General features: G+C 49.4%; 21 protein-coding genes, 2 tRNA genes and 1 pseudogene. 12 read left to right on the forward strand and 12 right to left on the reverse strand.

Annotated features, from left to right (window positions below; genetic code table 11):
• Nucleotides 1-41: 41 nt before the first annotated feature.
• Nucleotides 42-1,586 (reverse strand): glutathione ABC transporter substrate-binding protein GsiB, encoded by a 1,545-nt coding sequence (gene gsiB, locus EDI29_RS19565; protein WP_193555680.1) that lies wholly within the window; start codon nt 1,584-1,586, stop codon nt 42-44.
• A 25-nt stretch (nt 1,587-1,611) separates the two neighbouring features.
• Entirely contained in the window at nt 1,612-3,513 is a 1,902-nt protein-coding gene (locus EDI29_RS19570) for a dipeptide ABC transporter ATP-binding protein (RefSeq protein ID WP_137742210.1), read from the reverse strand.
• 472 nt (nt 3,514-3,985) lie between these two features.
• Between EDI29_RS19570 and moeA the strand changes: the two genes are divergently transcribed.
• From moeA to EDI29_RS19590, 4 genes are all read left to right on the forward strand, one after another.
• Nucleotides 3,986-5,221, forward strand: coding sequence for a molybdopterin molybdotransferase MoeA (gene moeA / locus EDI29_RS19575; protein ID WP_137742235.1), 1,236 nt, complete (start codon nt 3,986-3,988; stop codon nt 5,219-5,221).
• A 2-nt stretch (nt 5,222-5,223) separates the two neighbouring features.
• Nucleotides 5,224-5,976, forward strand: a complete 753-nt coding sequence (gene moeB, locus EDI29_RS19580; RefSeq protein WP_137742211.1) for a molybdopterin-synthase adenylyltransferase MoeB — start codon at nt 5,224-5,226, stop codon at nt 5,974-5,976.
• Between the two features lie 106 nt (nt 5,977-6,082).
• A complete protein-coding gene (locus EDI29_RS19585) occupies nt 6,083-6,682 on the forward strand; it encodes a nitroreductase family protein (RefSeq protein ID WP_137742212.1) in 600 nt (199 codons plus the stop codon).
• Nucleotides 6,683-6,993: 311 nt separating this feature from the next.
• Nucleotides 6,994-8,466: a sensor domain-containing diguanylate cyclase gene (locus EDI29_RS19590; RefSeq protein WP_137742213.1), complete on the forward strand. Its 1,473-nt coding sequence runs from the start codon at nt 6,994-6,996 to the stop codon at nt 8,464-8,466.
• Between the two features lie 87 nt (nt 8,467-8,553).
• Here EDI29_RS19590 and EDI29_RS19595 read toward each other — a convergent pair whose 3' ends face one another.
• Nucleotides 8,554-9,294 (reverse strand): GntR family transcriptional regulator, encoded by a 741-nt coding sequence (locus tag EDI29_RS19595; protein ID WP_137742214.1) that lies wholly within the window; start codon nt 9,292-9,294, stop codon nt 8,554-8,556.
• A 219-nt stretch (nt 9,295-9,513) separates the two neighbouring features.
• Here EDI29_RS19595 and pcaB point away from each other — a divergent pair, with 219 nt between their 5' ends.
• Together pcaB and EDI29_RS19605 are read left to right on the forward strand one after the other, a co-directional pair.
• A complete protein-coding gene (gene pcaB, locus EDI29_RS19600) occupies nt 9,514-10,863 on the forward strand; it encodes a 3-carboxy-cis,cis-muconate cycloisomerase (RefSeq protein WP_137742215.1) in 1,350 nt (449 codons plus the stop codon).
• A 146-nt stretch (nt 10,864-11,009) separates the two neighbouring features.
• Complete coding sequence (locus tag EDI29_RS19605; RefSeq protein ID WP_137742216.1) at nt 11,010-12,431, forward strand: DASS family sodium-coupled anion symporter; 1,422 nt, start codon at nt 11,010-11,012, stop codon at nt 12,429-12,431.
• 86 nt (nt 12,432-12,517) lie between these two features.
• On the opposite strand, the gene EDI29_RS19610 is transcribed toward EDI29_RS19605, so the two are convergent.
• The 4 genes from EDI29_RS19610 to EDI29_RS19625 form a co-directional block, all read right to left on the reverse strand.
• The gene (locus EDI29_RS19610; protein ID WP_010280855.1) at nt 12,518-12,685 is read right to left on the reverse strand and encodes a YqaE/Pmp3 family membrane protein; all 168 of its coding nucleotides are present in this window, start codon (nt 12,683-12,685) and stop codon (nt 12,518-12,520) included.
• Between the two features lie 194 nt (nt 12,686-12,879).
• The gene (locus tag EDI29_RS19615) at nt 12,880-14,889 is read right to left on the reverse strand and encodes a TonB-dependent copper receptor (protein WP_137742217.1); all 2,010 of its coding nucleotides are present in this window, start codon (nt 14,887-14,889) and stop codon (nt 12,880-12,882) included.
• Between the two features lie 109 nt (nt 14,890-14,998).
• A complete protein-coding gene (locus tag EDI29_RS19620) occupies nt 14,999-15,445 on the reverse strand; it encodes a DUF2946 domain-containing protein (protein WP_137742236.1) in 447 nt (148 codons plus the stop codon).
• 138 nt (nt 15,446-15,583) lie between these two features.
• Entirely contained in the window at nt 15,584-16,063 is a 480-nt protein-coding gene (locus EDI29_RS19625; protein WP_137742218.1) for a hypothetical protein, read from the reverse strand.
• A gap of 359 nt (nt 16,064-16,422) precedes the next feature.
• Here EDI29_RS19625 and EDI29_RS19630 point away from each other — a divergent pair, with 359 nt between their 5' ends.
• Nucleotides 16,423-17,844 (forward strand): hypothetical protein, encoded by a 1,422-nt coding sequence (locus EDI29_RS19630; protein ID WP_137742219.1) that lies wholly within the window; start codon nt 16,423-16,425, stop codon nt 17,842-17,844.
• Between the two features lie 386 nt (nt 17,845-18,230).
• Nucleotides 18,231-18,617 carry a lysozyme inhibitor LprI family protein gene (locus tag EDI29_RS19635; protein WP_137742220.1) on the forward strand — a complete coding sequence of 129 codons (387 nt, stop codon included), beginning with the start codon at nt 18,231-18,233 and terminating at the stop codon, nt 18,615-18,617.
• 57 nt (nt 18,618-18,674) lie between these two features.
• Here EDI29_RS19635 and EDI29_RS22670 read toward each other — a convergent pair.
• Nucleotides 18,675-18,761 (reverse strand) — tRNA-Ser (locus EDI29_RS22670).
• Between the two features lie 93 nt (nt 18,762-18,854).
• Here EDI29_RS22670 and mtfA point away from each other — a divergent pair.
• The 3 genes from mtfA (at nt 18,855) to EDI29_RS19650 (ending at nt 21,271) form a co-directional block, all read left to right on the forward strand.
• Complete coding sequence (mtfA, locus tag EDI29_RS19640) at nt 18,855-19,652, forward strand: DgsA anti-repressor MtfA (protein WP_137742221.1); 798 nt, start codon at nt 18,855-18,857, stop codon at nt 19,650-19,652.
• Between the two features lie 110 nt (nt 19,653-19,762).
• Nucleotides 19,763-19,838 (forward strand) — tRNA-Asn (locus tag EDI29_RS19645).
• Nucleotides 19,839-19,999: 161 nt separating this feature from the next.
• Nucleotides 20,000-21,271: a tyrosine-type recombinase/integrase gene (locus tag EDI29_RS19650; RefSeq protein ID WP_137742222.1), complete on the forward strand. Its 1,272-nt coding sequence runs from the start codon at nt 20,000-20,002 to the stop codon at nt 21,269-21,271.
• A gap of 134 nt (nt 21,272-21,405) precedes the next feature.
• Here EDI29_RS19650 and EDI29_RS19655 read toward each other — a convergent pair whose 3' ends face one another.
• Nucleotides 21,406-21,720 carry a helix-turn-helix domain-containing protein gene (locus EDI29_RS19655; protein WP_039551213.1) on the reverse strand — a complete coding sequence of 105 codons (315 nt, stop codon included), beginning with the start codon at nt 21,718-21,720 and terminating at the stop codon, nt 21,406-21,408.
• Nucleotides 21,721-21,903: 183 nt separating this feature from the next.
• A complete protein-coding gene (locus EDI29_RS19660) occupies nt 21,904-22,218 on the reverse strand; it encodes a helix-turn-helix domain-containing protein (protein WP_137742223.1) in 315 nt (104 codons plus the stop codon).
• Between the two features lie 146 nt (nt 22,219-22,364).
• On the opposite strand from EDI29_RS19660, the pseudogene EDI29_RS19665 reads away from it, so the two are divergent.
• Nucleotides 22,365-22,637, forward strand: a pseudogene (locus EDI29_RS19665) (helix-turn-helix domain-containing protein).
• A 414-nt stretch (nt 22,638-23,051) separates the two neighbouring features.
• Here EDI29_RS19665 and tatA read toward each other — a convergent pair.
• Both tatA and EDI29_RS19675 read right to left on the reverse strand, forming a co-directional pair.
• The gene (tatA, locus tag EDI29_RS19670) at nt 23,052-23,294 is read right to left on the reverse strand and encodes a Sec-independent protein translocase subunit TatA (protein ID WP_039492644.1); all 243 of its coding nucleotides are present in this window, start codon (nt 23,292-23,294) and stop codon (nt 23,052-23,054) included.
• Between the two features lie 148 nt (nt 23,295-23,442).
• A complete protein-coding gene (locus EDI29_RS19675) occupies nt 23,443-24,510 on the reverse strand; it encodes an alpha/beta hydrolase family protein (RefSeq protein WP_137742224.1) in 1,068 nt (355 codons plus the stop codon).
• Between the last annotated feature and the right edge of the window lie 49 nt (nt 24,511-24,559).

Below are 24,559 nucleotides of genomic sequence, written 5' to 3' on the forward strand. Positions count from 1 at the left end.
CTCATGGCCACCCGACTCCCTGGTCATATTTTCGCACTGGATTATTCCGTCAGATCGGCATCATCAAAGCTAAACAAGGTATCCGGCATCACATAGAATCCGGTCAACTTCTTGCTATTAGCCGACACTAAACGCTCTGTCGCCAGAAAAATCCACGGCGCATCAGCCCAGATTTTGTCCTGTGCATCCTTATACAAATTCTGCTTTTCCGCTCGATCCGTCGTTTTCAGCGCGTTAGCCAGATCCGCGTCAACCTGCGGATTGCTGTAAAAGGCCGTGTTGAACTGCGCGGGTGGCCAGGAAGCGGTAGCAAACAGTGGCGACAGCGCCCAGTCCGCCTCACCCGTCGATGCCGACCAGCCGGTATAAAACAGGCGAACACCCGTCTCTTTCACGCCCTTGCCTTCCACTTCCGCCGCGCGCTGCCCCGCATCCATCGCGGTCACCTGCACTTTCACGCCAACCTGTGCCAGCTGTTGTTGCGTAAACTGCAAGACTTTCTGCGCCGTACTGTGGTTATGCGACGACCATAGCGTGGTGGTAAAACCGTCTGGATAGCCTGCTTCTTTCAGTAACTCACGCGCTTTGGCCGGATCGTAAGGCCAGGGGTGATATTTTACCGAATAATCGATACTGTTTGGCAGTGGCCCTTCGGCTGGCGTCGCGTAGCCGGAGAACGCCACTTTAATCAGTGCCTCTTTGTTAATTGCGTAGTTCAGCGCCTGTCGTACTTTCGGGTTATCAAACGGTTTCTGCGTGACATTCATGCTGATGTAGCGATGCAGGATCGACGGTGACGCCACCAGCGCCAGCTTGTCATTTTTCTCCAACACCCTGGCTTGCTCAAACGGTATCGGATAAGCAAACTGCGCTTCGCCCGTTTGCAGCAGTGCCGCACGCGTGTTGTTATCCACTACCGGACGCCAGGTAATGCTGTCCAGCTTAGGCAACCCGGCTTTCCAGTAGCCGCTGAATTTCTCAACTTTGACAAAGTCGGTCTGGTTCCAGGCCACAAAGCGATATGGGCCGGTGCCAACCGGGTGAAAACCGATCTCCTTGCCATACTGTTTTAATGCCGCCGGAGAGATCATTACGGCCGCGGGGTGCGCCAGATTATTCACGAACGCGGAGAACGGCGTCTTCAGAATAATTTTCACCGTCAGATCGTCCACCACCTCGGTTTTGTCGATCGTTTTGAACAGGTTATATCGCTTCAGGCGATTGTCGGGGTTACTGGCGCGATCCAGATTCACTTTCACAGCGGCGGCGTTAAACGCCGATCCATCGTGAAATTTAACGCCAGGGTGCAATTTGACGGTATACGTCAGGCCATCCGGGCTAACGTCATAGCTGTCTGCCAGGACGTTTACCAGCTTCATCTCTTTATCGAAGCCAAAAAGCCCCTGATAGAATGACTTCGCCACCGTCTGCGATAGCGAATCGTTGGCATCATAGGGGTCGAGGCTGGTAAACGTGGAACCCACGGCGATAACCGCATCTTTAGCTGCCCAGACGGGTGAGGCTGCCATCGCTGCGGTTACCCCGGCGGCCACGAACCAGCGCCGCTTTATCGTCATTACGCTCATGCTATGTTCTCCTTGTGAATCCCTGTTAATAAGCACCGGCTATCGGATGGTGCGCAACAAAGTGTCGCTCACCAACCTGAACCAAAGGCGCCGTGATCGGTTCATCACCAATCCCCCGGATCGGACTGGGTATTTCATCAACCAGTAACACCTGCTCACGCTGGCGGCGTGAGGGATCGGCAATCGGCACTGCCGACATCAGTTTGCGGGTATAAGGATGCCGAGGACGTTCAAACACGTCTTGCCGTGGGCCGATCTCGACAATTTGCCCCATGTACATCACCGCTACGCGATGGCTAATGCGTTCAACCACCGCCATATCATGTGAAATAAACAAAAATGCGATGCCAAATTCACGTTGCAACTCCAGCATCAGGTTGATGATTTGCGCCTGAATCGACACGTCCAGCGCAGATACGGCCTCATCCGCAATCACCACTTTAGGGTTCAGCGCCAACGCTCTGGCGATACAAACGCGCTGACGCTGACCACCGGAAAATTCATGCGGATAGCGCCGGGCGTGTTCCGGTTCCAACCCTACGCGTGACAATAGCCATTCAACGCGTTTTTCCGCCTCCTGCCGACGGCAAATGTTATGTACCAGCAGCGGTTCCATAATCGAGAATCCGACGGTTAGACGAGGGTCCAGAGACGCATAGGGGTCCTGAAAAATTAGTTGAATATCACGCCGCAAACGCTGTAATGCGGCACCTTTTAACTGATGGATGCGCTGGCCATTAAAGGTAATCTCGCCCTTCTGGCTTTCAACCAGTTGGAGCAACGCCCGGCCAGTCGTGGACTTGCCGCACCCCGATTCGCCAACCAGCGAAAGCGTTTCGCCCGGCCAGAGATCGAAACTGACGTTTTCCACCGCATGTACCTGACGCGTCACACGGTTTAATAACCCACTGCGAATGGGAAAACGCGTCACCAGATGGCTCACCTGCAAGATCGGCTCCGCATGCGCAGGAACCGTGTCCTGCGGCGCGTTGTCTGTGACAGGCGCCGCGCATTGATCCAGTAGCGGAAATTTTGCCGGAAAGGGTTGCCCGCGCATTGACCCTAATGCGGGTACTGCCGCCAACAGTCCCTGCGTATACGGGTGCTGGGGCGCGGTAAAAATCTGCCCTACGCTTCCCGCCTCAACGCTTTCCCCACGGTGCATCACCAATACACGCTCAGCGACTTCCGCCACCACTCCCATGTCGTGGGTGATAAAAATCACGGCCATGTCCATTTCACGCTGTAGTACACGGATAAGTTGCAGAATTTGCGCCTGAATGGTGACATCCAGCGCGGTCGTCGGTTCATCGGCAATGAGCAGCGACGGCTTACAGGAGAGCGCCATCGCAATCATGACCCGCTGACGCATTCCGCCAGAGAGCTGGTGAGGGTAGCGATCCAGCACATTACGCGCTTCCGGTATTCTGACCAGATCCAGCATGCGCAAGGTTTCTGCACGCGCGGCCTGCCGATTCATACCCTGATGCAAACGAATCGACTCGGCTATCTGTTCGCCGACCGGGAAGACGGGATTGAGCGACGTCATCGGTTCCTGGAAAATCATCGCTAAATCCGCACCGCGTAACGTTCGCATCACCCGCTGACGAGCGCCACGGAGATCCAGCACATGTCCATCGCGACGACGAAAGAGCATATCCCCCTGGTGAATCACCCCACCTGCGTGTTCGACCAAACGCATCAGTGCCAGAGACGTCACTGATTTACCCGAGCCCGACTCCCCGACGATAGCCAGCGTTTCACCACGATCGACAGAGAACGTCAAATTGCGTACCGCATCCGTCCGCTGTCCCTGCTGCTCGAAATAGACACTCAGATTGCGCACGTCCACCACCCGTTTTTCAGGCAAAACCAGCCCAGGAACAGAGGAAGACAGCGAGGCATAATGATCCTGTGTGAGCGACATGAACGGCGAATCTCCCTATAAAGGCGCCTGGAATCAGCGCAACGCGGTCAGGAACAAATTATCAGCGGTTTTCGACTATATTTAGCGCAAGGTATGATGTAAAGCGGAAACTGAAATCAGAACAGTGAGAAATTTCTTTTTATAACATTAAGTTAATTATCATAAAGCGACTTAATAAAGCACGATATCTCCGGCAGATGCACTCATTTTTTCCCGAAATAGTTCGAATTGAAGAAAAAACATCTGCGTTGAACCCTGCCTATGTTGCCTAATCTCTAACGAGGATTCACACGCCAAAAGCCGGATTCCTTGACTTGCATACATTCACCCACGTTACGAACTCTGACATAATTAATACTGGCATAGGAAACGGGTTTTCGCTCATGAACGACATGTTAGCGGAACATATCGTGCTAATGAAAAAGCCATATGAATGAAACAGACTGTATTGATGAAAAACGGTGGGGTAAAGATGGAAAGCGTTAACGCAGGTTTACTGACTCTTGAACAAGCTCTGGAAAACATGTTTTCTCAGGTTCCTTCCCTTACCGAAACAGAGCGCGTATCCCTGTTCGACGCCGCAGGACGGATCACTGCCCATGCCATCACCTCCCCGATTAACGTCCCGCCTTTTGCTAATTCCGCGATGGATGGCTATGCCGTCCGCTGCGCCGATTTGTCGGTTGCCACAACGCTACCGCTGGCAGGAAAAGCCTTCGCTGGCGCGCCCTTCACCGGTGAATGGCCTGCCGGAACCTGCATTCGTATCATGACCGGTGCACCACTTCCCGCAGGAGCCGACACCGTGATCATGCAGGAACAGGCTGACGTGAGTGAAGACGGCATCCGTTTCCCCCATGAGGTCAAACCCGGTCAAAATATTCGTCTGGCGGGAGAAGATATTCAGGCGGGTGCCAGCGTGCTACCTGCGGGCTGCAAACTGGGCATGGCGGAATTACCGCTGCTGGCTTCGCTGGGGATTGCGCAGATTGACGTAGTACGTCGTCTGAAAGTCGCGGTGTTTTCAACCGGTGATGAACTGCAACCCGTCGGTAAACCACTGGAAGACGGCCAGATTTATGACACCAACCGTTTTGCCGTCCGTTTGATGCTTGAACAACTAGGCTGCGACGTGCAAGACCTGGGCATCATCCGTGACGATCCAGACGCGCTGCGTGCCGCATTTCATGAGGCAGACCAGCGTGCCGATCTGGTGATTAGCAGCGGCGGCGTTTCCGTTGGCGAAGCGGATTATACCAAGCAAATGCTGGATGAACTGGGCGATATCCATTTCTGGAAGCTGGCAATCAAGCCCGGCAAACCCTTCGCCTTCGGCAAGTTACAACACGCCTGGTTCTGCGGCCTGCCGGGGAATCCAGTATCCGCAGCACTGACATTCTATCAGTTGGTGCAACCGCTGCTAGCTCGCCTGTCTGGCTATACACAGTGGCACCAGCCGCCGCGAGTACGCGTCAAAACCACCAGCGCACTGAAAAAGACGCCGGGGCGCACCGATTTCCAGCGCGGTATTTTCAGCCGCAACGCGCAGGGCGAACTGGAAGTGGGAACCACTGGGCATCAGGGTTCACACGTTTTCAGCTCGTTCAGCCTCGGTAACTGTTTCATCGTGCTTGAGCAGGATCGTGGTCACGTCGCTGCCGGCGAATGGGTAGACATCGAGCCCTTCAACGCCCTGCTGGGGCATTGAGTATGTTGCCGGAACTGAGCGATGAAGAAATGCTGCGCTACAATCGACAGATTGTACTGCGCGGCTTTGATTTTGACGGACAGGAAAAGCTGAAGGCTTCACGCCTGTTGATTGTCGGTTTGGGTGGATTGGGCTGTGCTGCCGCGCAGTACCTGGCGGCGGCGGGCGTCGGTCATTTGACGCTGCTGGATTTTGATACCGTCTCACTGTCTAACCTGCAACGTCAGGTTCTGCATCGCGATGCCCGTATCGGGATGGCAAAAGTTGAATCGGCGCGTCTGACGTTATCCGACATGAACCCGCATCTTTCACTTGATGCGGTTGATGGCGATCTCGATGACGAGGCGTTGAAGGAACAGGTCAACAAGCATGATGCCGTGTTGGACTGTACCGACAATGTCACCATCCGCGATCGCCTAAACCGCATTGGCTTTCAGCTCAAAAAACCGCTGATCTCCGGTGCCGCGATTCGGATGGAAGGCCAAATCAGCGTCTTTACCTATCAGCCTGATGAACCTTGCTACCATTGTCTCAGCCGCCTGTTCGGTGCCAATGCGCTAACGTGTGTCGAAGCCGGTGTGATGTCACCGCTGGTGGGTACGATCGGGAGTTTACAGGCTCTGGAGGCCATTAAGTTGCTAACAGGCTATGGTAAGCTGACGACTGGACGTTTGCTGATGTTCGACGCAATGACGCTGCAATTTCGTGAAATCACGCTGCCGAAAAACCCACGCTGTGAAGTCTGCGGCGGCTAACGCGGAGCAGGAAAAGATGCTTATCCGGCACGATAAGCCATTGAACACAGGAAAGATCAGTGACACAGTGTAAAGGTTAGTCATCACGTAAACTGAGGAACACACCATGAGTAATGCTTTTTTGCAGTCAATCAAGGCCCGTCGTTCAATCTATGCCATCGGCAATAAACTACCGATATCAGAAGATCAGGTTACCGCGCTCATTACCGAAGCCGTTAATGAAAGCCCCTCCTCTTTTAATTCACAAAGCTCTCGCGTCGTCATTCTGTTCGGTGAGCAACACCACAAGCTGTGGGATATTGTTAAGCAGCAACTGAAAAAAATTGTGCCTGCGGATGCCTTTGCCCCAACAGAAAGCAAACTGGCCTCCTTTGCTGCCGGTGCGGGAACCGTCCTGTTCTTTGAAGATACCGCAGTGATTGAATCACTACAGGAAAAATTCGCGCTTTATGCCGATAATTTCCCGGTCTGGTCCGAACATTCAACCGGCATCGCTCAGTTCGCCGTGTGGTCCACGCTGGCGCAGGAAAAAATCGGTGCCTCACTCCAGCACTATAACCCGTTGATCGACAATGACGTCAAAGCGCAGTGGAGCCTGCCAGCCAGTTGGAAGCTGCGTGCTCAAATGCCATTCGGTTCCGTTGAGCAACCCGCTGGTGAGAAAACCTATATCGCCTTTGAAGAACGTTTTCGCGTATTTAAGTAATCCGCTGAATCACCGTTTATCAACAAACAGGACACCGCATGGTGTCCTGTTTGTTTACGAATATTGAAAACACGAAAGAGATCAGAAAGCCGACAGGAGGACATTCACCAGTCCTGAATACAAAACATTGCGTTCCAGCAATCTGCTCTAATACTTCCATCATGTAACCACTATACTTAACGCTATGCGTCAGCGATTCACTCGTCCAATTGTGCTACACCGTCATTCCAGTAAAATGTTGCACCACAATTTTTAGGTGAAAATAGCGGTTTATTCACCTACCTCATAAATGATTCTCTGGGGAGATTATTTTGCAGACTGGACTCATTAATAATGCACGCTGGCTGGACAAAACACGCGCAATCATAATACTCGGCTCCATGCTGCTCGCCGCCTTTCTCGTTATCAGTTGGACCAGTTATGAAGTGGCTAAGGAATCACTGGAAGAAGAAATCGAAGAAAATACCCTGCCGCTAACCAGTGATAACGTCTATTCGGAAATCCAACAAGATTTGCTAAAACCTATCTTTATTTCGTCGCTGATGGCACACGATACCTTTTTACGCGACTGGGTGCTGAAGGATGAAAGCGATCCGCAGGCCATGTTTCGCTACCTGCGAGAAATCGATCGTCGCTTCGATACTGTATTTTCGTTCTTCATTTCGGATAAAACCAAACGTTACTACGATCAGCAGCGTATCCTGAAAACCGTCTCAGAGAATTCGCCAGACGATCAGTGGTATTTCCAACACCGAACGCTATCGGACGAGATGCCTTATGCCATCGATATCTCATTCGATCCTGAGGATCACACACGCCTTGATATTCTTATTAACCACAAAGTCGTGGACTATGACGGCAATTTTATCGGTATTACCGGCGTAGGAATTCCCGTTGAACGCGTTAAACACCTCCTTGAAAAATATGAGCAACGCTATAACCGCACAATCTATTTCATTGATAAAGAAGGCAATATTACCTTACATGGGGAAAGCTATAGCCGCCCGCTCAAGATTCAGCAGCAGCCGGGACTAGGCAATATCGCTACCACGATCCTAACGGCTCCCGGTGGCGCTTATGAATATCAATCAGACGGGGAGCATATCTTCCTTAACACCCGGCTAATCCCTGAATTCGGTTGGTATTTGATGGTAGAACAAACTAGCCACCCCAGTGAGAAGCGACTGTTCGCCACGCTGCTAAAAAACCTGGGTATCAGTACGTTCGTCAGCGTCCTTTTCTTATTTCTGCTGTGGCTGACCATTGGTGGCTATCAACGCCGTCTGGAACAAATGGCGACAACGGATAAATTAACGGGCCTCATGAACCGTCAGGCATTTGATTATTTATTCCGCCGTCTCGGAACAAAAAATGCCTTACAGCACAAATCGCTTTCCATTCTTCTCATTGATATTGACCATTTCAAGAAAATCAATGACAAATACGGTCACAACGTTGGGGATCTGGTTTTACAAGAAATTTCCGCACTCTTGTCAGCGAATACCCGATCCAGCGATCAGCCCTGCCGCTGGGGAGGTGAAGAGTTCGTTATTCTACTCGACGAGTGCGATATCAACGCCGCACAACAACGCGCCGAGGCACTACGCCAGAATATAGAAATAACGCACCTTCCCTACCGTGAAGGAGCCATTCAGGTGACGGTCAGCTGCGGTGTCGCGGAATATCGGGCAGGCGAGACGCTCAGTATGCTGATTAACCGCGCCGATATCGCGCTTTATCAAGCCAAACAGCAAGGGCGTAATCAGGTAGTACGTGCGCAATAGCGACAAGGAAAAAAGATCGTGCCTGCATGAATGATGCAGGCACATGTAGACGGGAAACCAGCAGGCTTCAATAAGGTAGCACACAGGCTACGTTCGGTTCCCCGTTTGGCGTTTCAGCGTAATAGAGCAGGTATATCTGTCTGCCGGATGGATCGAGACCGTGGTTTCAAAGACATTTCCCGATCGGTCAAGATAATGGCGGATGATTTTTAATGCCGGATACCCTACATCAACGCCCAGCGTTTTCGCTATTTTGGCAGGAACACCAACGGCAGAAATGGTCTGGCGCACTTCTTCTCCCTGCACGCCGTAGTGCTTTTCAATCAAATCACTAATCAAAGCAAACGGATCGCTACGTACCAGACTTTTAACCTTGGCATAATCCGGGCTAACGTAGCTATCGGTCCAGCAGATCGGAGCGTCCTTTTTCTCGCTGTCTTCACGAATGCTGGCAATATGCAGCCAGCGATCGCCCGGCTTGCCACCGATAATCTGTGCCAGTTCAACGTCCGCCACGATTTCATCAATCTTCTTCACGACGCGCAGATTGGTTTTTGCCAGCACGAACAGATCCTCAAGGCTAGCCAGAGGATGGTTGCGTTCACGTTTTTCATCATTATCGACAACAACGGAACCCACGCCCTTACGTCGGGATAGCAAACCCGCCTCGGTTAGATCGCGCAACGCCTCCCTGACGGTATGCCGACTAACCTGATACTGCTCACAAAGCTCCAGCTCAGAGGGGATTAACGACCCTGCCGGGTACTGGCCTAGCGTAATATTTTGGCTGAGTTCACGGGCAATTCGCTTATACAAGGGTTCTTTCATCGGCTCACGCTCTTAATCAATATTGATGCCCTGCATCACAAAATGACATTTCACTGCTTCACTAACTTGTCCGTACATGTTGTTATAAATACAACATGTACGGACATTTAAACCTATCCGTACATTTTCTCTTTCAGGCCATGCCGCTATCAGCACACTTCATCTTATCGCGGATATGGTTTGCATCTTATCACTAATACATTCGCTTCAGGAGGCGTTATGGCTTCGAATGTGCTTGATTCAGTTCTATTCCGTGATTCATTTGGTACCCCAGAAATGCGGGCGATCTTCGATGATCGAGAACTCATCCGTAAGTATGTGGAAGTAGAGATCGCATTGGCCAATGCGCAGGCGCGCTGTGGCGTAATCCCCGCAGAGGCGGCCGCAGAAATCACCGCCAGCTGTAACGCTGACACGCTCGATTTTGAGCTGCTGCGCCACGAAACAGAAATTGTGGGCTACCCCATCCTGCCACTGGTGCACCAGATTTCCAAACAGGCTGGCCAATCTGGTGGTTATGTTCACTGGGGCGCAACGACACAGGACATTATGGATACCGCCGTGGTGCTGCAAATCCGTGATGCCTTCGCGTTAATTGAAGCAGATATCGACGCACTGCGTTCTATTTTGGCCGGACTGGCCGTGCGTTACCGTAATACGCCAATGGCTGGGCGTACCCATTTACAACAGGCGCTACCGATTACATTCGGCTACAAAGCCGCCATCTGGCTGGACATGTTTGACCGTCATGCCGAGCGCCTTGAGCAGTTGCGCCCACGCGTGCTGGTGGGCGAATTCGCAGGCGCTGCGGGGACATTAGCCTCGTTAGGCGATAAAGGGCTTGCGGTACAAAAAGCGCTGATGGCCGAGCTTGGTCTGGGCGTTCCCACCTCAACCTGGCATGTCGCTCGTGATGGATTTGCTGAAGCCGTCAACCTGCTGGCGGTAATTACAGGTTCGTTAGGGAAAATTGGCTATGACGTCATGCTGATGGCCTCCAACGAGTTCGGTGAGTTGTATGAACCGTTTGTTAAAGGCCGTGGAGCCAGCAGTACCATGCCGCAAAAGCGTAACCCCATTTCCAGCGAACTGATGCTGGCCTGTTCCAAAGGCGTTCGCCAACAGGCCGGGCTGATGCTGGATGCAATGGTGCAAGATCTGGAACGCGCCACAGGCCCATGGCACGCGGAGTGGATCGCCATCCCGGAAAGTTTCATTCTCTCTGCGGGTGCACTTCATCAGGCCAAGTTCATGCTAAACGGCCTGATTGTTGATGAGAAAATGATGCTGAAAAACCTCAATATGACCAACGGCCTGATTGTGGCTGAAGCCGTGATGATGGGACTGGCACCGTATATTGGGCGTCAGGAAGCCCATGACATCGTTTACGATGCCTGCCGCATCGTGAATGAGAAAGGCGGCACGCTGGCCGATGTTCTTAATGCCATGCCCAGCGTCGCTAGCCGACTCGATCCTAAATTAATCGAAGACCTGACTAATCCCGTCAATTATTTGGGCAGTGCCCCTGAAATGGTTGATCAGGTAGTCAATAAAATGGAAAGAAAATAGTCATCACCGGTAATTATCCGATATCGCTCTAATTAACAGACTGAGATCGATACATCCCAGACGCAAGATAATAACGCGTCTGGGCAGGCTCTCTGTTGCCGGGAATGATGGCGGATAATAATAGCTTGCACGATTAAGGAGACGTTATGTCATCCGAATCCTCCACCAAGAAAAAAATAGTCGCCGTTATTATTCCTCTCCTGCTGGGCCTGATTATCTGGTTTTCTCCGGTTCCCGATGGCCTTACGCCGCAGGCATGGCATATGTTCGCGATTTTTGCCGCCACCATCGCAGCAATATTGACGCAGCCTCTGCCGTCAGGCGCGATTATGCTGCTTGTCCTTTGCATCACTATTTTCACTAGAACCTTAACAGAAGCGAAAGCGTTAGCCGGTTTTTCCAGCGGCACCGTCTGGCTCATCTTTTGTGCCTATATTCTTTCTCTGGGTTTTGTGACATCTGGATTAGGAAAACGCATCGCCTACAAAATGCTGTCGCTATTCGGCGGAAGCAGCTTGGGGATCGCCTATTCGCTGGGCGTTTCCGACCTCATCATGGCACCCGCCATGCCATCCGTCACGGCGCGTTCGGGGGGAATTATCTTTCCTATCGCGCGTTCGATTAATGAAGTATTAGGGTCAACACCCGGCGTTAGCGGTAAAAAGATTGGGGACTTTCTGATCATGGTCTGCTTTCAGTTTACTCCGATCACCGGCGCGATTTTCCTCACCGGTATGGCCGCCAACCCGCTGGTTGGCAGCCTGGCGAAAACCTCACTAGGCGTAGATATTACCTGGGGCGGTTGGTTTATTGCCGCTGTTGTACCCGCCATGTGCTGCTTCTGTCTGATGCCGTTGCTAGTGTACAAAATACTGAACCCAGAACTGAAAAAAACGCCAGAGGCCAAAGAGATGGGACGCCGGTCGCTGGCGGAATTAGGAAACATGAAACCGGCAGAGAAAAAAGTGGCCTTTGGCTTTGTTCTCGCGCTGCTTGGCTGGGGCACCAGCCTGATCACTGGTTTTTCTGCCACATCCGTCGGGTTGGCATTGGTTGCCTACCTGTTCGTCACTCAGGCCGTCCAGTGGAAAGACGTACTTAGCGATCGCGCAGCCTGGGATACGGTCATCTGGTTCAGCGTCATTATCAGCCTCGCCGCCGGACTGTCTGACCTTGGTTTCATTAAGTGGATGACCGTTAAGCTGGGTGCTTCCATACAGGGTTTCGGCGCGATGGAAACCTTCGTTATTCTCGGCATCCTCTATATCTATGTACATTATCTGTTTGCAACCGCCTCTGGTCACGTCGCCGCGCTCTATGCGCCCTTCGCCGCCACCGCCATAGCCGCAGGCGCGCCGCCCATGATGGTCGCCATCTGTTTTGGGATTTTTAGCAACCTGATGTGGGGGAATACCGAATACGGCGGTGGCCCCGGCCCGATCTATTTTGCTCAGGGATATTTTGAACGGCACCGTTTCTATAAAATCAATTTCTGCATCGTCACGTTTAACGTCGCCCTGATTTTTATCGTCGGCTTAGCGTGGTGGAAACTGATTGGCTATTATTGATCGCCTGTCTTATTCGTCCGAAAAAATAACAGGAGGCCATTTGCCTCCCGTTATTTCGTCATGACCATTATTCAGCTTTTCAGCCATTAAATCCCATCGTCTTTTGTCTGCACCCAAAACGCATGCACCAAACCGGGAAAATAGCCTAATAGCGTCAGAATAATATTCAGAATGAATGCTCCACCAATTCCTTTCCCCAATAACACGCCCAACGGTGGCAGAAGAATAGTCAGTACGATGCGCCAAAATCCCATATCAACCTCCGTTACGTGATAATTACTTATGAAAATAGTTCAGCGTTCGCGATTTGTCAGCATTCGTCGGAATAATTGAGACTAATCTTCGTAGAGAAAATGAAAGGGCGTGTTTCACACAGGCTATCGCTCCCACAACCGCACCGTAATCCATCAAAGAATGACTACGGTGCAGTTCATCCATTACAACGTCATCAGAAGGTAATATTTACCTTCGCCCAGTAGGTTCTACCCGGTTCATTTACGGACGAGTTAGCCGAATAACCAAAACTGCTATTACCGGCAAGGTTGAGGTGTTCACTGTAGGTGGTGTTAAACAGGTTATCGACCCCCGTACTTAGTTTGACGTATTGGTTAACGCGATATACCGCATTGGCTGAGAAGATCGCAAAGCCAGAGCTATGATCAAAATCTTTCCCGACAACGTTACCTTCGTTAAGCGCGACCCTATTTTGCTGACTCACCAGACGCAGTAAGCCCGTGCTGCTCCAGTTCCCTTTTTCCCACGATAATCCCAGGCGCGCTTCCAGCGGTGGAATTTGCGGCAGTGGCCGATGATCATCGGTATTCTTCGCCCAGGAATACGCCAGACTGGCGTCCGTCTTCCAGCTATCCGTTAATTTATAGCTGAATCCCGTTTCGCCTCCCATGATGGTCGCATTAATATTATCCGCCTCGCTGACCCTGGCATTCATCGGATCGTAGCGGAACAGGATAAAATCATTCACCCGTCCCATGTAGGCAGAAACCCAGCTGTTCAGGCGTTGGCCACTGTATTGTGCCCCGATATCAAGCTGGGTCGTTTTCTCAGTTTTAACATGATCGAATGCACTTTGCGTTCTGCCCGGCCCGTAGGTTGGCGAGAACAGCTCCCAATAGTCAGGAAAGCGCTCGGTGTAACCAATGCCCGCATACAGCATTATCGGGGTATCCGCCAGCGTATGTTCGACACGGATAAAGCCTGCTGGCAATGTATCATGCCGCTCACTCATGCTGGTGCCCGCATTATTCTCGACCTTGGTTTGATCAAGGCGCGTTCCCCCGATGACCTTACTTTGCTCAGAAGCCTGCCAGGTCAACTCGCTGAAGACACCATAGGTGTTAAATTGCGCATCTTTCTTCCAGCCATCATTTCGCCAGCGACGATGCGTATTTGTCTGCATGTCCGCGCCGCTTTTCAGCTCATAGTCGGCCCATATCCAGGTTGCCATCATCCGTCCACCAACCGTTTTTCTATCCAGTTGGCTGGCCATAGGCATACCCATCATCCCCATGCCGCTTGGCGATCGCAGCGTGTAATTATCCATAACGTGATCGGCATAGTTGTAATACGCACTCGCCTCAAGCTTATCGAGTACATTCCCTATATTGGATTTTTCCGCGCGTATGCCCACACTCTCACGCTTAAATTGCGAACCATCCATGCCACGCCCAGCGTAGCGCGCTTCCCCATCGCCTTTGCCTGCGGTCAGCTCCAACAAGGTGTCGCTGTCTGGCGTCCAACCGAGCGCCACATCCGCATTCCATTTATCCCATTTTGATGCTACGCGTTTCCCCTCACCATCCTTGTAATCGCCTGACTGTGATTTATTACCGATGAGTCGAAAATAGCCCTCTTCACTCCCGAAACTGACATCAGCATTTTCATCATGACGATCGTTTGACGCCGTCAGCACGCTGGCGCTGCCCTGTATTCCTGGCTTCTCGAAACGCGGCGGTGTCCGCTCAAATCGCACAGTTCCCGCTGAATTTCCTGCGCCCCAGAGCACAGTCTGCGGCCCTTTGGTAAAGGTTAACAGGTCATAACTTTCGGGAGAAATGTACGAACTCGGTGCATCCATGCGTGACGGACAGGCACCTAACATCTCACCATTATTGGAAAGAAGCCGCAGTCTCGATCCAAACATGCCCCGGAAGACAGGATCGCCATTTGTTCCACCATTACGTATTTGCGAGAACCCCGGAATGGTTTTCAGATAATCCGAACCATCGCTGGCCGGTACAGGCTGGCGCGGCGTTTTCGGCGAGGTCACCAGCGTGAGCGGAGAAGTCTCCGGCGCGGTCACCACCATCACGGCATCATCATTCAGCGTGGCGTGAGTAGCAGAATGATCGTGCTCGCCCAGAGCCATCACAGGTAAAGAAGCTAACGCCACCAGCACCAGAGAAGCGGCGGGCGTATATACCAATTCAATTTTTTTCATCGTATTGCCTTACGGTTTCTTATGCCACAACGACGCGCGGCAAAACGCCTATGGAGGGATCGCCCGACCATAAGGGAGTAAGCCGACGGATGTCGTTAATTAAAAAGAGTCAAAACAAAGAAACCGATTCAGGAGGTGCACGGGCGCGCTGCGGGCAATAAGATCGGAATAACGTAGGACAAACAAAATCAGGGAAATAGGTCGGTCTGTGAGCGGACAATAACAGCCAGAGCAACGGCAATACGACCGATAGAATAAGCGGTAAATGCACCAACAACTGACAGTATCCGCAGGCAATATCCTCCATCGGAGAAAGCCCGACGCTCGACATCATCAGATTATGCGGCGTACTACCGTGGTGGCATACCTCATGTTCATGCGCGCCGTGATGATGCTGCGACGTAGACATAGCGTGAGTTGGTGCCTGACAGGCTGATGGCTGCACCAGTGATTTTGAAATCAAAGGGGCAATAAACAGCATCATCATAGAAAAAATGGCCAGGCAGGCTGTAACTCGTTTAACGCTCACGCCAGATAATTCGCTACCGTACCCCATTGATAAGAGGGGCGAAGTGTATCGCACTCACCGCCGAATTGTTACATGTGGCTGAAAATTGCGCGAAGCCGCTCACGCAGCATTCTGTATAGCAAACAGAATGGATAGAATAAGGCCAATTCACGCTTGGCCTTTTCATTACGCGAAGCTAGTCATCTTTACGATTTTATCCTGAAAACGAAGCAAGGCATCGGCAGCTCGTTGCAGACTTTCTGCACTCGCCTTTTCATTACGCGATAATGCCGCATCAATACCTTCCTGAATTTTGGAGAACACGTTCATAGGCTGGCGTGGTGAAGCGGGTGCGGTACCGTCATAAACGACTTTAGACAACGCGGTAGGAGCCATGAAACCCAACAGTGGTGACGATTCATCGAGATCCATTTGCCCGTTTCGAATCAGGCTGTTTACAGCTTCATTCAACTCTTGTGGCGTCATATTCGTAAAATCGTATTTCTTAACCTCAGAGATAGAGCTAGAAGTGTGGTTTACACTCGCTTCCTGCGTTTTCCCCGCTAAAACGGCTGCAAACGAGGTTTGATTACCCGTTTGAGCCGCCGAGTTAGCGCTCGAAGCACGATGAGCAAAAAGGCCGAGTTCTCCAGTTCCAATTTTCATCTTTTTCCTTATTCCCTTTCAGTCGTTGTAAATATTCAATTCATCCAATCAAACGATATATCAACGCGCTCAGTATAAGGCTTTCGATAAAGATATCCCTATCCGATTGGTGGAATAGTGCGGTAAACCTCAATTTTCTCACGTTTTCAGCGATGCAAAAAAGGGGATGGGTTCTGCTCGTACCTTTATTGTACCTGTTTGAGTAAATGAAACGAGCCTTCGCAAAAGTGCCTCCCCTACCCAACGTATGCCCCCCCTGAAATTGGACATATTACTGTGAAGTAGATGAATAACTGGCTTTTAAATTTACTCTTCAGGTAACATCTTTGCGTTTATATACTATTGAAAAGGAATTAAAAATGAATAGGTTAACCGTATTTTCAGTGGGCCTAATGCTATCTTCCTCAGCTTTCTCCCTCCCCTCACCACAAGAAATGTTCAAAAGCATAGACTGGATTCCCGATAGCACTGTTCAGGTAGGAAAGAGCATTAATGTGCTTTACCGCATGGCAATGTACACGGGGGAAGTAAACGAATTATGGTTAAATGTGGACTGCGCGACGGATAAAAAGACGCTGTTATTCTCTACAATTAAAGCATCTACCCGATCTGATATTCGAGTCTATGGCGCAAACTCAATCCTCCGTTACATTCCAGGTGTACCTTTTGAACCCGATGAAGACAGTTTGCTCAAGACAAAGCCCGAATTGGATGCTTGCCAGCAAACTATTTCAGCCCCGAAATGGACTGCGCTTTCCCTTAGAAATGACCAAAAAGATCAATATTTTGTTGACGTTAATAAGAGTAAGCGCGAAGGCGAAATACTTAAAATACGTTTGGCAACCGATTATGCCTTAACCTATAAAGATAAAGAATATGCCGCGCCATATTCTATAAAGATTCAGGATATGATTCTGAACTGTAAAAATAATCAAGGTAAAGAAATAAGTAGTTATTCCATAGATAACCAAGGGAATATTACAGATCACACGGCGACGACAGATGCTAAATTTATCTCCTTAGATCCAGAAAATGTTGAGATATCAAAAAAACTTTGTGCCATTCACGATATTCACCAACTTAAAAGCTCTGACACCTTAGTCCTTCGCGAAAAAAAACCTGCCGATGATCAGCTAACTTTACCTAATTTTGAAGAGAACGATCCTTCGTATCTGCAAAGCTTCCCTCTTACCAAAGAAGTAGCGAATGTGGTTGAAGAAGCGTTAGTCAACACGTACCAGCTCCCTACTTTCCAGCAGTTGGTTTATAGTCAGGAATCACCCAATGAAAAAGAAATGAGTGTTAGCATGCATTCAGTAACGGTGATCGATCGTCAACCTGATGGGACAACATTGACTTTGGATAAATTAACGCTTGGTGATGTTCCATTTTATTCACAGCATCAGCGTTTATTTAATATAGTAGAATTTAAAAAATGGGACTCCATTTCTACATCACCGACTATCAGTAAAACACTCAAAAATACATTTTCCATCCCCCCAAAAGAAGGGGCTGAATATCAATGGGAAAGCATGGGTAGCGACAAAAAAACCACTAGTCAGCAGTGTCGAGCTGATAAAAAATGGTCCGATGCTAAAGATATTAGTTCAACGTTCACAGGACGCTATCTTGAAATCATTTGTACAGATAACCGTGGAGATGGCGTACCAATGAGCAGTGATTATGCCTATATCGAAGATTTAGGCATATTCGTGCGTATTGGTTACCAAGAATCAGGTAAGAAACAGCGCTTTACTTTCCGCGATGTTATTGTGAAATAACGCTCAAAAGTGAGAATATTTATCGCCTGACAAGGATGACTAAAGTCAGATTTAACAATGTGAATCTGACTTTAACAAATCAAGAAAACTCAATTTAAACCACCGACCGCTTTCAAGATAGCCATGATATTTGTGCTTATACTCCACGGCAGTAGATGGAGCGTATAATACGCGGCGATGTACAGGGTGAAAAAGTTATTCGGTGGTTCAGTGACGCGATGGGACTACGATGATCTGGTTGCAAAGGCCCTGACGAAGGTGCACTCCCAGAACAAAATGACAAAGCGGTATGCCGGAAAGTGTACGCATGAGCTGAGGGACAATCTTTAGATAAGCGCGTTTGTCTAAAACAAAACCACGTAGCACCTGCTTACAGAGGATAAATAATGAAAAAATTAGCCATTGTATGGTTTTTTCTACTGCCCACAGTGCAAGCTGCGGCTTTGGATTGTAATAACGCCAACACGCAGCTCGATATGAATCAATGCGCGGATCGGGCGTATAAAAAAGTGGATGATGAGCTTAATAAGCTTTATCAGGATGTCGTAAAGCGGGTTGCTATTGAAGAACACAAGGCGTTACTCAAGTCAGCCCAGAGAAAATGGATCGCGTACCGCGACGCTGACTGTGAGTTTCAGACCTTCCCAACAACCGGAGGATCGGTGCATGGCATGGTGTATTCCCAGTGCCTGACGGAGAAAACTGCCGAGCGCGTAAAAGAGTTCAAAACCATGCTACGGTGTGAAGAAGGGGATTTGAGCTGTCCACTTTAAGCCACCGCCAAGTGTGGAAAGCGTCACAGACTAAACGCGGGGTAAGTGTTTGAATAGTGGCGGAGAGAGGGATTTCCCCCCCGGTAGCGTTGCCCCTACTCCCGTTTTCGAGACTGGTCCGTTCAGCCGCTCCGGCATCTCTCCGTTTAGCAGTTGCCATGATGCCTACTTTTGCGGCATGTTAACAGCACCCGCCCTCGCCTTTAAATTCAAGTGACGACTGAACGAGCAATAACAATGATTAAATGGCCGTGGAAAAACACTCAACCTCAGGTGCAGACGCTTGAACACTGGCAAGCTGCGATTTCCATCCCACTTCTCGCGCCTTTAAGCGACGAAGAGCTCAAACAACTGGTCGCCCTTGCCGATCAGTTTCTGAAGCAAAAGCGCCTGATTCCGTTGCAGGAACTGGTGTTAACGGACATCATGCAGCAGCGCATCGCCTTATTGTTTTCCCTGCCGGTGCTGTCGCTGGGAATGGATGCGCTGGATGGATTCCATGAAGTTCTGGTTTACCCCGGACCGTTTATTGTTGAAGAAGAGTGGCAGGACGATATTGGACTCGTGCATAAGGGGAAAATGGTGCAATCCGGCCAAAGCTGGGATCAGGGACCGATTGTCCTCAACTGGCAGGAAGTGCAGGATTCCTTCGATCTCTCCGGTTTCAACCTCATCATTCATGAAGTCGCGCACAAGCTGGATATTCGCAGTAGCGGTGAAGCAACGGGCGTTCCCCTGATTCCGCTACGTGAGATTGCTGCCTGGGAACAACATCTGCATGGCGCAATGGATGCCTTACAGGAAGAAATCGATCTGGTTGGGGAAGACGCCGCCAGCATGGACCCCTACGCCGTCCACGATCCGGCGGAGTGTTTTGCCGTACTATCAGAATATTTCTTCAGCGCCCCCGAACTTCTTGAAGAACGTTTCCCGGATCTGTATCGCTGCTTCCAAAAATTCTATCGCCAAGATCCACTCGCCCGGCTAAAAAACTGGCAAAACAGCACCAATTATCATGCGCCATCGATTTACTAACTCATAAAAAAACGGCGAATTGTACATAGCCTAAACAGTCAGACGATAAAGCTGATTTTGCCGTTGACAGCACCGCAGGTGGCGGATATCATGCGCCCCGTTCACACGATTCCTCTGTAGTTCAGTCGGTAGAACGGCGGACTGTTAATCCGTATGTCACTGGTTCGAGTCCAGTCAGAGGAGCCAAATTCTTGTTTTCATGCCGCCTTGCGAATCCCTATGCGATTCAGATTCAATAGGTTACCGTGAAAAGTCTTCCCGATGCATTTTCAGTTTTCCCTCCGCATCGGGAGAATTTGGTGGTCAGATTTGGGGTCAAGTTGGTTCGATGACGGAGTGACCCCCAAATGTCTCTTAACGACTCAAAAATCCGCAACTTAAAATCATCCGCAAAGCCCTTCAAAGTTTCTGATTCTCACGGTCTATACCTTTTAGTTAATCCAGGCGGTTCACGTCTCTGGTATCTCAAATATCGTATCAATAGAAAAGAATCCCGCCTCAGCTTAGGTGCCTACCCTGATGTATCTCTAGCCGACGCTCGTCAACAGCGTGACGGTATTCGAAAATTACTGGCGCAGAATATCAACCCAGCACAACAGCGCTCCGCTGAACGAACCACTGCCTCACCAGAAAAAACCTTCAAGACCGCGGCATTGAGCTGGCATAAAAGTAACAGAACTTGGTCAGAGAACCATGCCGCCCGTCTGCTTGCCAGCATGAACAATCACATCTTTCCAATAATTGGACACCTGCCTATCACAGAGCTGAAAACTCGTCATTTCATCGACCTGCTGAAAGGTATTGAGAAAAAAGGTCTGCTGGAAGTGGCGGCACGAACCCGACAGCATATGTGCAACATTATGCGTCATGCTGTGCATCAGGAGTTGATAGAGCACAACCCGGCGGCAAATTTGGACGGAATTATTGCCCCTCCCGTAAAACGCCACTACCCTGCCCTTCCGCTGGAGCGGCTACCTGAACTACTGACTCGCATTGAGGACTACAAGCAAGGGAGAGAATTAACCCGCTTGGCGGTCTCACTCACCCTGCACCTGTTCATCCGTTCCAGCGAGTTGCGCTTTGCCCGTTGGTCTGAGATCGATTTCAGAAACAAAATCTGGACCATTCCAGCCACCCGCGAAGCCATCCCCGGTGTCCGCTACTCTGGGCGTGGGGCGAAAATGCGCACGCCGCATATCGTTCCCCTCTCCCGTCAGTCCATCGCTATTTTGAAACAGATACGGGAAATCTCCGGGCATCAGGAACTGATATTCCCCGGAGACCATAATCGGTATAAACCAATGTGCGAAAACACGGTCAACAAGGCGCTGCGCTTGATGGGTTATGACACAAAAGATGAAATCTGCGGCCACGGATTCAGAGCGATGGCCTGTAGTGCGCTGATGGAGTCTGGACTGTGGGCACAGGATGCGGTTGAGCGCCAAATGAGCCATCAGGAACGCAATAGCGTTCGAGCGGCTTACATCCATAAAGCAGAATATCTTGATGCCCGTAAAGCGATGATGCAATGGTGGTCGGATTATCTGAATACCAACCGGGAAGAATATGTTGCGCCATACATTTATGCTCAACAACATAAGACGGCTGGAGCTGCCTGATCGATAACGCTCCTAAGAGCAGATCCTGATAACAGGATTTGCTTTTTCAGACAGCGAGAAAATCTTGCCTCAGCATTTCACAAACAGTCGAGAAATGTCAGTAAATTGCTCAGAACGGATACATGAATGAGTGTCTATTGCGGGGTAATCAACAACGTAGAATTAGGGTTACTTTTCTTATAACGATGGTACTGCAAGATTAGCGTTGCGAGATCTTCATCGACAGCATAGAAATACGCTTCTGGCACATCCAACACCGCCGCAAACCGGCAAACCAGACCAAAATCCGGCGAACTGACTTCCCTTTCATATTGGCTTACGCGGGAACTCGACGTCTCTTCATCCAGTCCAGCGAGACAACCGAGCTCGACCTGTTTTAATCCTGCATTCACTCGCGCCAGTCTTAATCGTTTACCAATCACGGAATTACCTGCTTCGCAGATTAACATAAGCCGATTATCGCCGTTCCCGCTATGCCGCTCTTGAAGTGGTTCTTCACCCATTGAATTTAAAATTCATTTTTGGTTATTTTAAGATCAAAAATGAAGATTTAATTTATTGAGAGTAGGAATAATTAAATTTAGAAGGGTAAACGCACGGAATTGAATACCAGACACATTAGGGCACCAACCTTACTGAGGTGTGATGAGCAGCGTGGAGTTTGGGTTGGCTTTCTTGAAACGGTGATACTGTAAGATCAAGGTGGCGAGATCGTCATCGACGGCATAGAAATACGCTTCAGGAACATCCAGCACTGTAGCGAACCGAGAAACCAGCCCAAAATCTGGTGCATTGACTTCTCTTTCATATTGGCTCACACGAGAGCTTGCCGTTTCCTCATCTAAACCAGCGAGGCAACCGAGCTCTATCTGCTTTAATCCCTTGTTCACTCGGGCTAGTCTTAATCGCTTACCAATCACGGTGTTATCCACGGTACTGATCAACATAGATTGATTATCGCTTCTCTCACTAAGCCCTTCTTAAAGCATTTCTTTCCTAAATAAATTTTATCTTTATTTTTGGTTGTTTTTTCACCCATAATAAAGATATAGTTTACTGGAAGAAGTAAAGTTTCAATCCAAGAGGAGGACGTATGAACATTGAACAACAGGAACAACGAATGGACTGGCATCCTGCCGATATCATTGCAGCTCTGCGTAAACGTAAGACAACGTTAGCAGCCGTATCACGTGAGGCAGGCCTTAGTTCATCAACTCTCGCAAATGCACTAAACCGCCCCTGACCGAAAGGTGAACGACTCATTGCAGACGCACTGGGCATTCCAGCGAGTGAAATCTGGCCGAATCGTTATTTCGATTCCCAAGGGCAGCGCATTCCGCGAGAAATTCGTCATAAAAACAATTAGATCACTTACTGGGCTTAATCGCCAACCATCAGGGAACAACTTTCTGGTCTCCACTCAATTCAACCATTCCGTATCATCAATTGGTTCGTTAATTATCTCGAACCAATTGATATGCTCTGATCTTTCTATTTACTTTTTTTTACGAAAAAATTCATCGGTGTTGCTCTGAGTAAAACCAATAACAGGTAAGGATAAGCTCTATTATGGATTGCAATTTGATTGATGATGTTCCTAAGTACAGGCACCCGTAATTTAGGAATGGCCGCCATATTTATATTTTAAATGATAAGCACGCAATCCTCTCTGCATTAGCCAAGTCTGACTAAAGCAGCATCATTCATTTTTCGAAATAAAATATTAGTAATAACCAGTTTGAAAGCATCGTGCTCAAAAGACTATTCAGTGAAAGTGTTTTCACTTATCTTTTTTCTGGGTTTCATCCGGCATATCATTAAAATGATGATCGCTCAGAGATGGGGTAATCTTGTTACTTTCTTCAACAGGCGTGGTTTTATCATTTTCCTCCCCCATCGCTTTTTTAAAACCTTTAATCGATGCGCCCAAATCAGCACCAAGGCTGCTCAATTTTTTCGTCCCAAAGAGCAAAATAATAATCGCCGCGATAATTAATAGCTGCGTGATACTAATGCCACCCATAAATACCTCATCAGTTAAATATTCTTTAATCGGAAAAACACAAGACTACATTCAATGCAGGTCAGCACGAACACCATAATTTATCTGATTACTAATATTTCTTACGCTCTTAATGATGATGCGTTGACCTTAAATCCGGCTGCTATATTCAGATATGGCTATTAAACCAATCCAGCATGACTTCTGGATTTTTGCCAAAATAGTTATAGCCTTGAAAACGCTGATCGGTTCCTTCTATCCAATACAACTTTTTATCTTTAGCTGCGATAGTGTCGTAAATTTCCTGCACATTAGAGGGTTTGGTCAGAAAATCATTGCGAACCTGCGCAACCAGCGTTGGCACGGTGACAGCTTTAGCATATTCCATCGGCCAGACATCAGCCAGACGATATCCGGTTCTCCGGTGAAATGCGGTATCAAATTTCTCTACGCCATTAACGATGTGTTGTGCTTCAACCGCCTTCTCAACAAACACCCGAGGCGTCACCGGTTGCAACGCAAATAACGCTTTAACATGCGCAAACTCTTTCGGGTGCTTATGCATCCCCACGATGGTGGCATTGGCTCCAAGGCAGCGACTGTAAAGCGCAGTTTTCATCTTTTTTGTCTCCGCGCGAGATTTCGCATAGCGCAGAGAACCAATCACATCCCGATATTCCAATACACCATGTCCATTGACTCCGCCGCTCCCCATCCCGCTACGTCCATGATTGCGGATGTCGTAAGCAATAATGTTATAACCGGCATCATGCAACACTTTATATTCCGGCAGGAAATTCACCTCGAAACTACCAAAATTGGTCCAAGGCTCTAGGTGCCCAGGGTAGCCATAGCGATTGCACGGCATTGGATGGTTACAGATGATCAGCTTGTCCGAGTCAGCGGGAATGAACCAGCCTTCTACCGTAACACCATCGATAGCGGGGAAAAATATTTCCTCGAACTCCATACCATACTCGTTTGGCCATCTCAAAATAGGCGTCCGAGTCGAGTGTGCCATTAAGTCAGCCAACCCGTTGATGAATGTATCGGATGCGGTATCAGCCGTAGCGTTCGTTGCGGTTGTGGCTGTTGACGTACTCGCGGCCATCACCCCCGAAGACACGGCAGCGACAATAGGGAGAGTCGCAAGTGACAACCCTGCTTTTAAGATTTGTCGACGACGTTGCAAAAGGGGATTTTCCTGCTCAATATTGGTACCGCTAGTATGGCGCATGTGAGTCTCCTCATTTCCTAATCTAAACGTGAGTTGCCGTTAACCCATG

The organism is Pectobacterium polonicum (genome assembly GCF_005497185.1).
Lineage (GTDB): Bacteria > Pseudomonadota > Gammaproteobacteria > Enterobacterales > Enterobacteriaceae > Pectobacterium > Pectobacterium polonicum.

Coding starts and splice junctions, on each gene's coding strand:
- EDI29_RS19585 (WP_137742212.1), top strand. CDS start 6,083: ATGAGTAATGCTTTTTTGCAGTCAATCAAGGCCCGTCGTTCAATCTAT.
- EDI29_RS19630 (WP_137742219.1), top strand. CDS start 16,423: ATGAATAGGTTAACCGTATTTTCAGTGGGCCTAATGCTATCTTCCTCA.
- gsiB (WP_193555680.1), bottom strand. CDS start 1,586: ATGAGCGTAATGACGATAAAGCGGCGCTGGTTCGTGGCCGCCGGGGTA.
- mtfA (WP_137742221.1), top strand. CDS start 18,855: ATGATTAAATGGCCGTGGAAAAACACTCAACCTCAGGTGCAGACGCTT.
- EDI29_RS19655 (WP_039551213.1), bottom strand. CDS start 21,720: ATGTTAATCTGCGAAGCAGGTAATTCCGTGATTGGTAAACGATTAAGA.
- moeA (WP_137742235.1), top strand. CDS start 3,986: ATGGAAAGCGTTAACGCAGGTTTACTGACTCTTGAACAAGCTCTGGAA.
- EDI29_RS19660 (WP_137742223.1), bottom strand. CDS start 22,218: ATGTTGATCAGTACCGTGGATAACACCGTGATTGGTAAGCGATTAAGA.
- EDI29_RS19625 (WP_137742218.1), bottom strand. CDS start 16,063: ATGAAAATTGGAACTGGAGAACTCGGCCTTTTTGCTCATCGTGCTTCG.
- tatA (WP_039492644.1), bottom strand. CDS start 23,294: ATGGGTGGCATTAGTATCACGCAGCTATTAATTATCGCGGCGATTATT.
- moeB (WP_137742211.1), top strand. CDS start 5,224: ATGTTGCCGGAACTGAGCGATGAAGAAATGCTGCGCTACAATCGACAG.
- EDI29_RS19635 (WP_137742220.1), top strand. CDS start 18,231: ATGAAAAAATTAGCCATTGTATGGTTTTTTCTACTGCCCACAGTGCAA.
- EDI29_RS19605 (WP_137742216.1), top strand. CDS start 11,010: ATGTCATCCGAATCCTCCACCAAGAAAAAAATAGTCGCCGTTATTATT.
- EDI29_RS19650 (WP_137742222.1), top strand. CDS start 20,000: ATGTCTCTTAACGACTCAAAAATCCGCAACTTAAAATCATCCGCAAAG.
- EDI29_RS19620 (WP_137742236.1), bottom strand. CDS start 15,445: ATGGGGTACGGTAGCGAATTATCTGGCGTGAGCGTTAAACGAGTTACA.
- EDI29_RS19570 (WP_137742210.1), bottom strand. CDS start 3,513: ATGTCGCTCACACAGGATCATTATGCCTCGCTGTCTTCCTCTGTTCCT.
- EDI29_RS19675 (WP_137742224.1), bottom strand. CDS start 24,510: ATGCGCCATACTAGCGGTACCAATATTGAGCAGGAAAATCCCCTTTTG.
- EDI29_RS19615 (WP_137742217.1), bottom strand. CDS start 14,889: ATGAAAAAAATTGAATTGGTATATACGCCCGCCGCTTCTCTGGTGCTG.
- EDI29_RS19610 (WP_010280855.1), bottom strand. CDS start 12,685: ATGGGATTTTGGCGCATCGTACTGACTATTCTTCTGCCACCGTTGGGC.
- pcaB (WP_137742215.1), top strand. CDS start 9,514: ATGGCTTCGAATGTGCTTGATTCAGTTCTATTCCGTGATTCATTTGGT.
- EDI29_RS19595 (WP_137742214.1), bottom strand. CDS start 9,294: ATGAAAGAACCCTTGTATAAGCGAATTGCCCGTGAACTCAGCCAAAAT.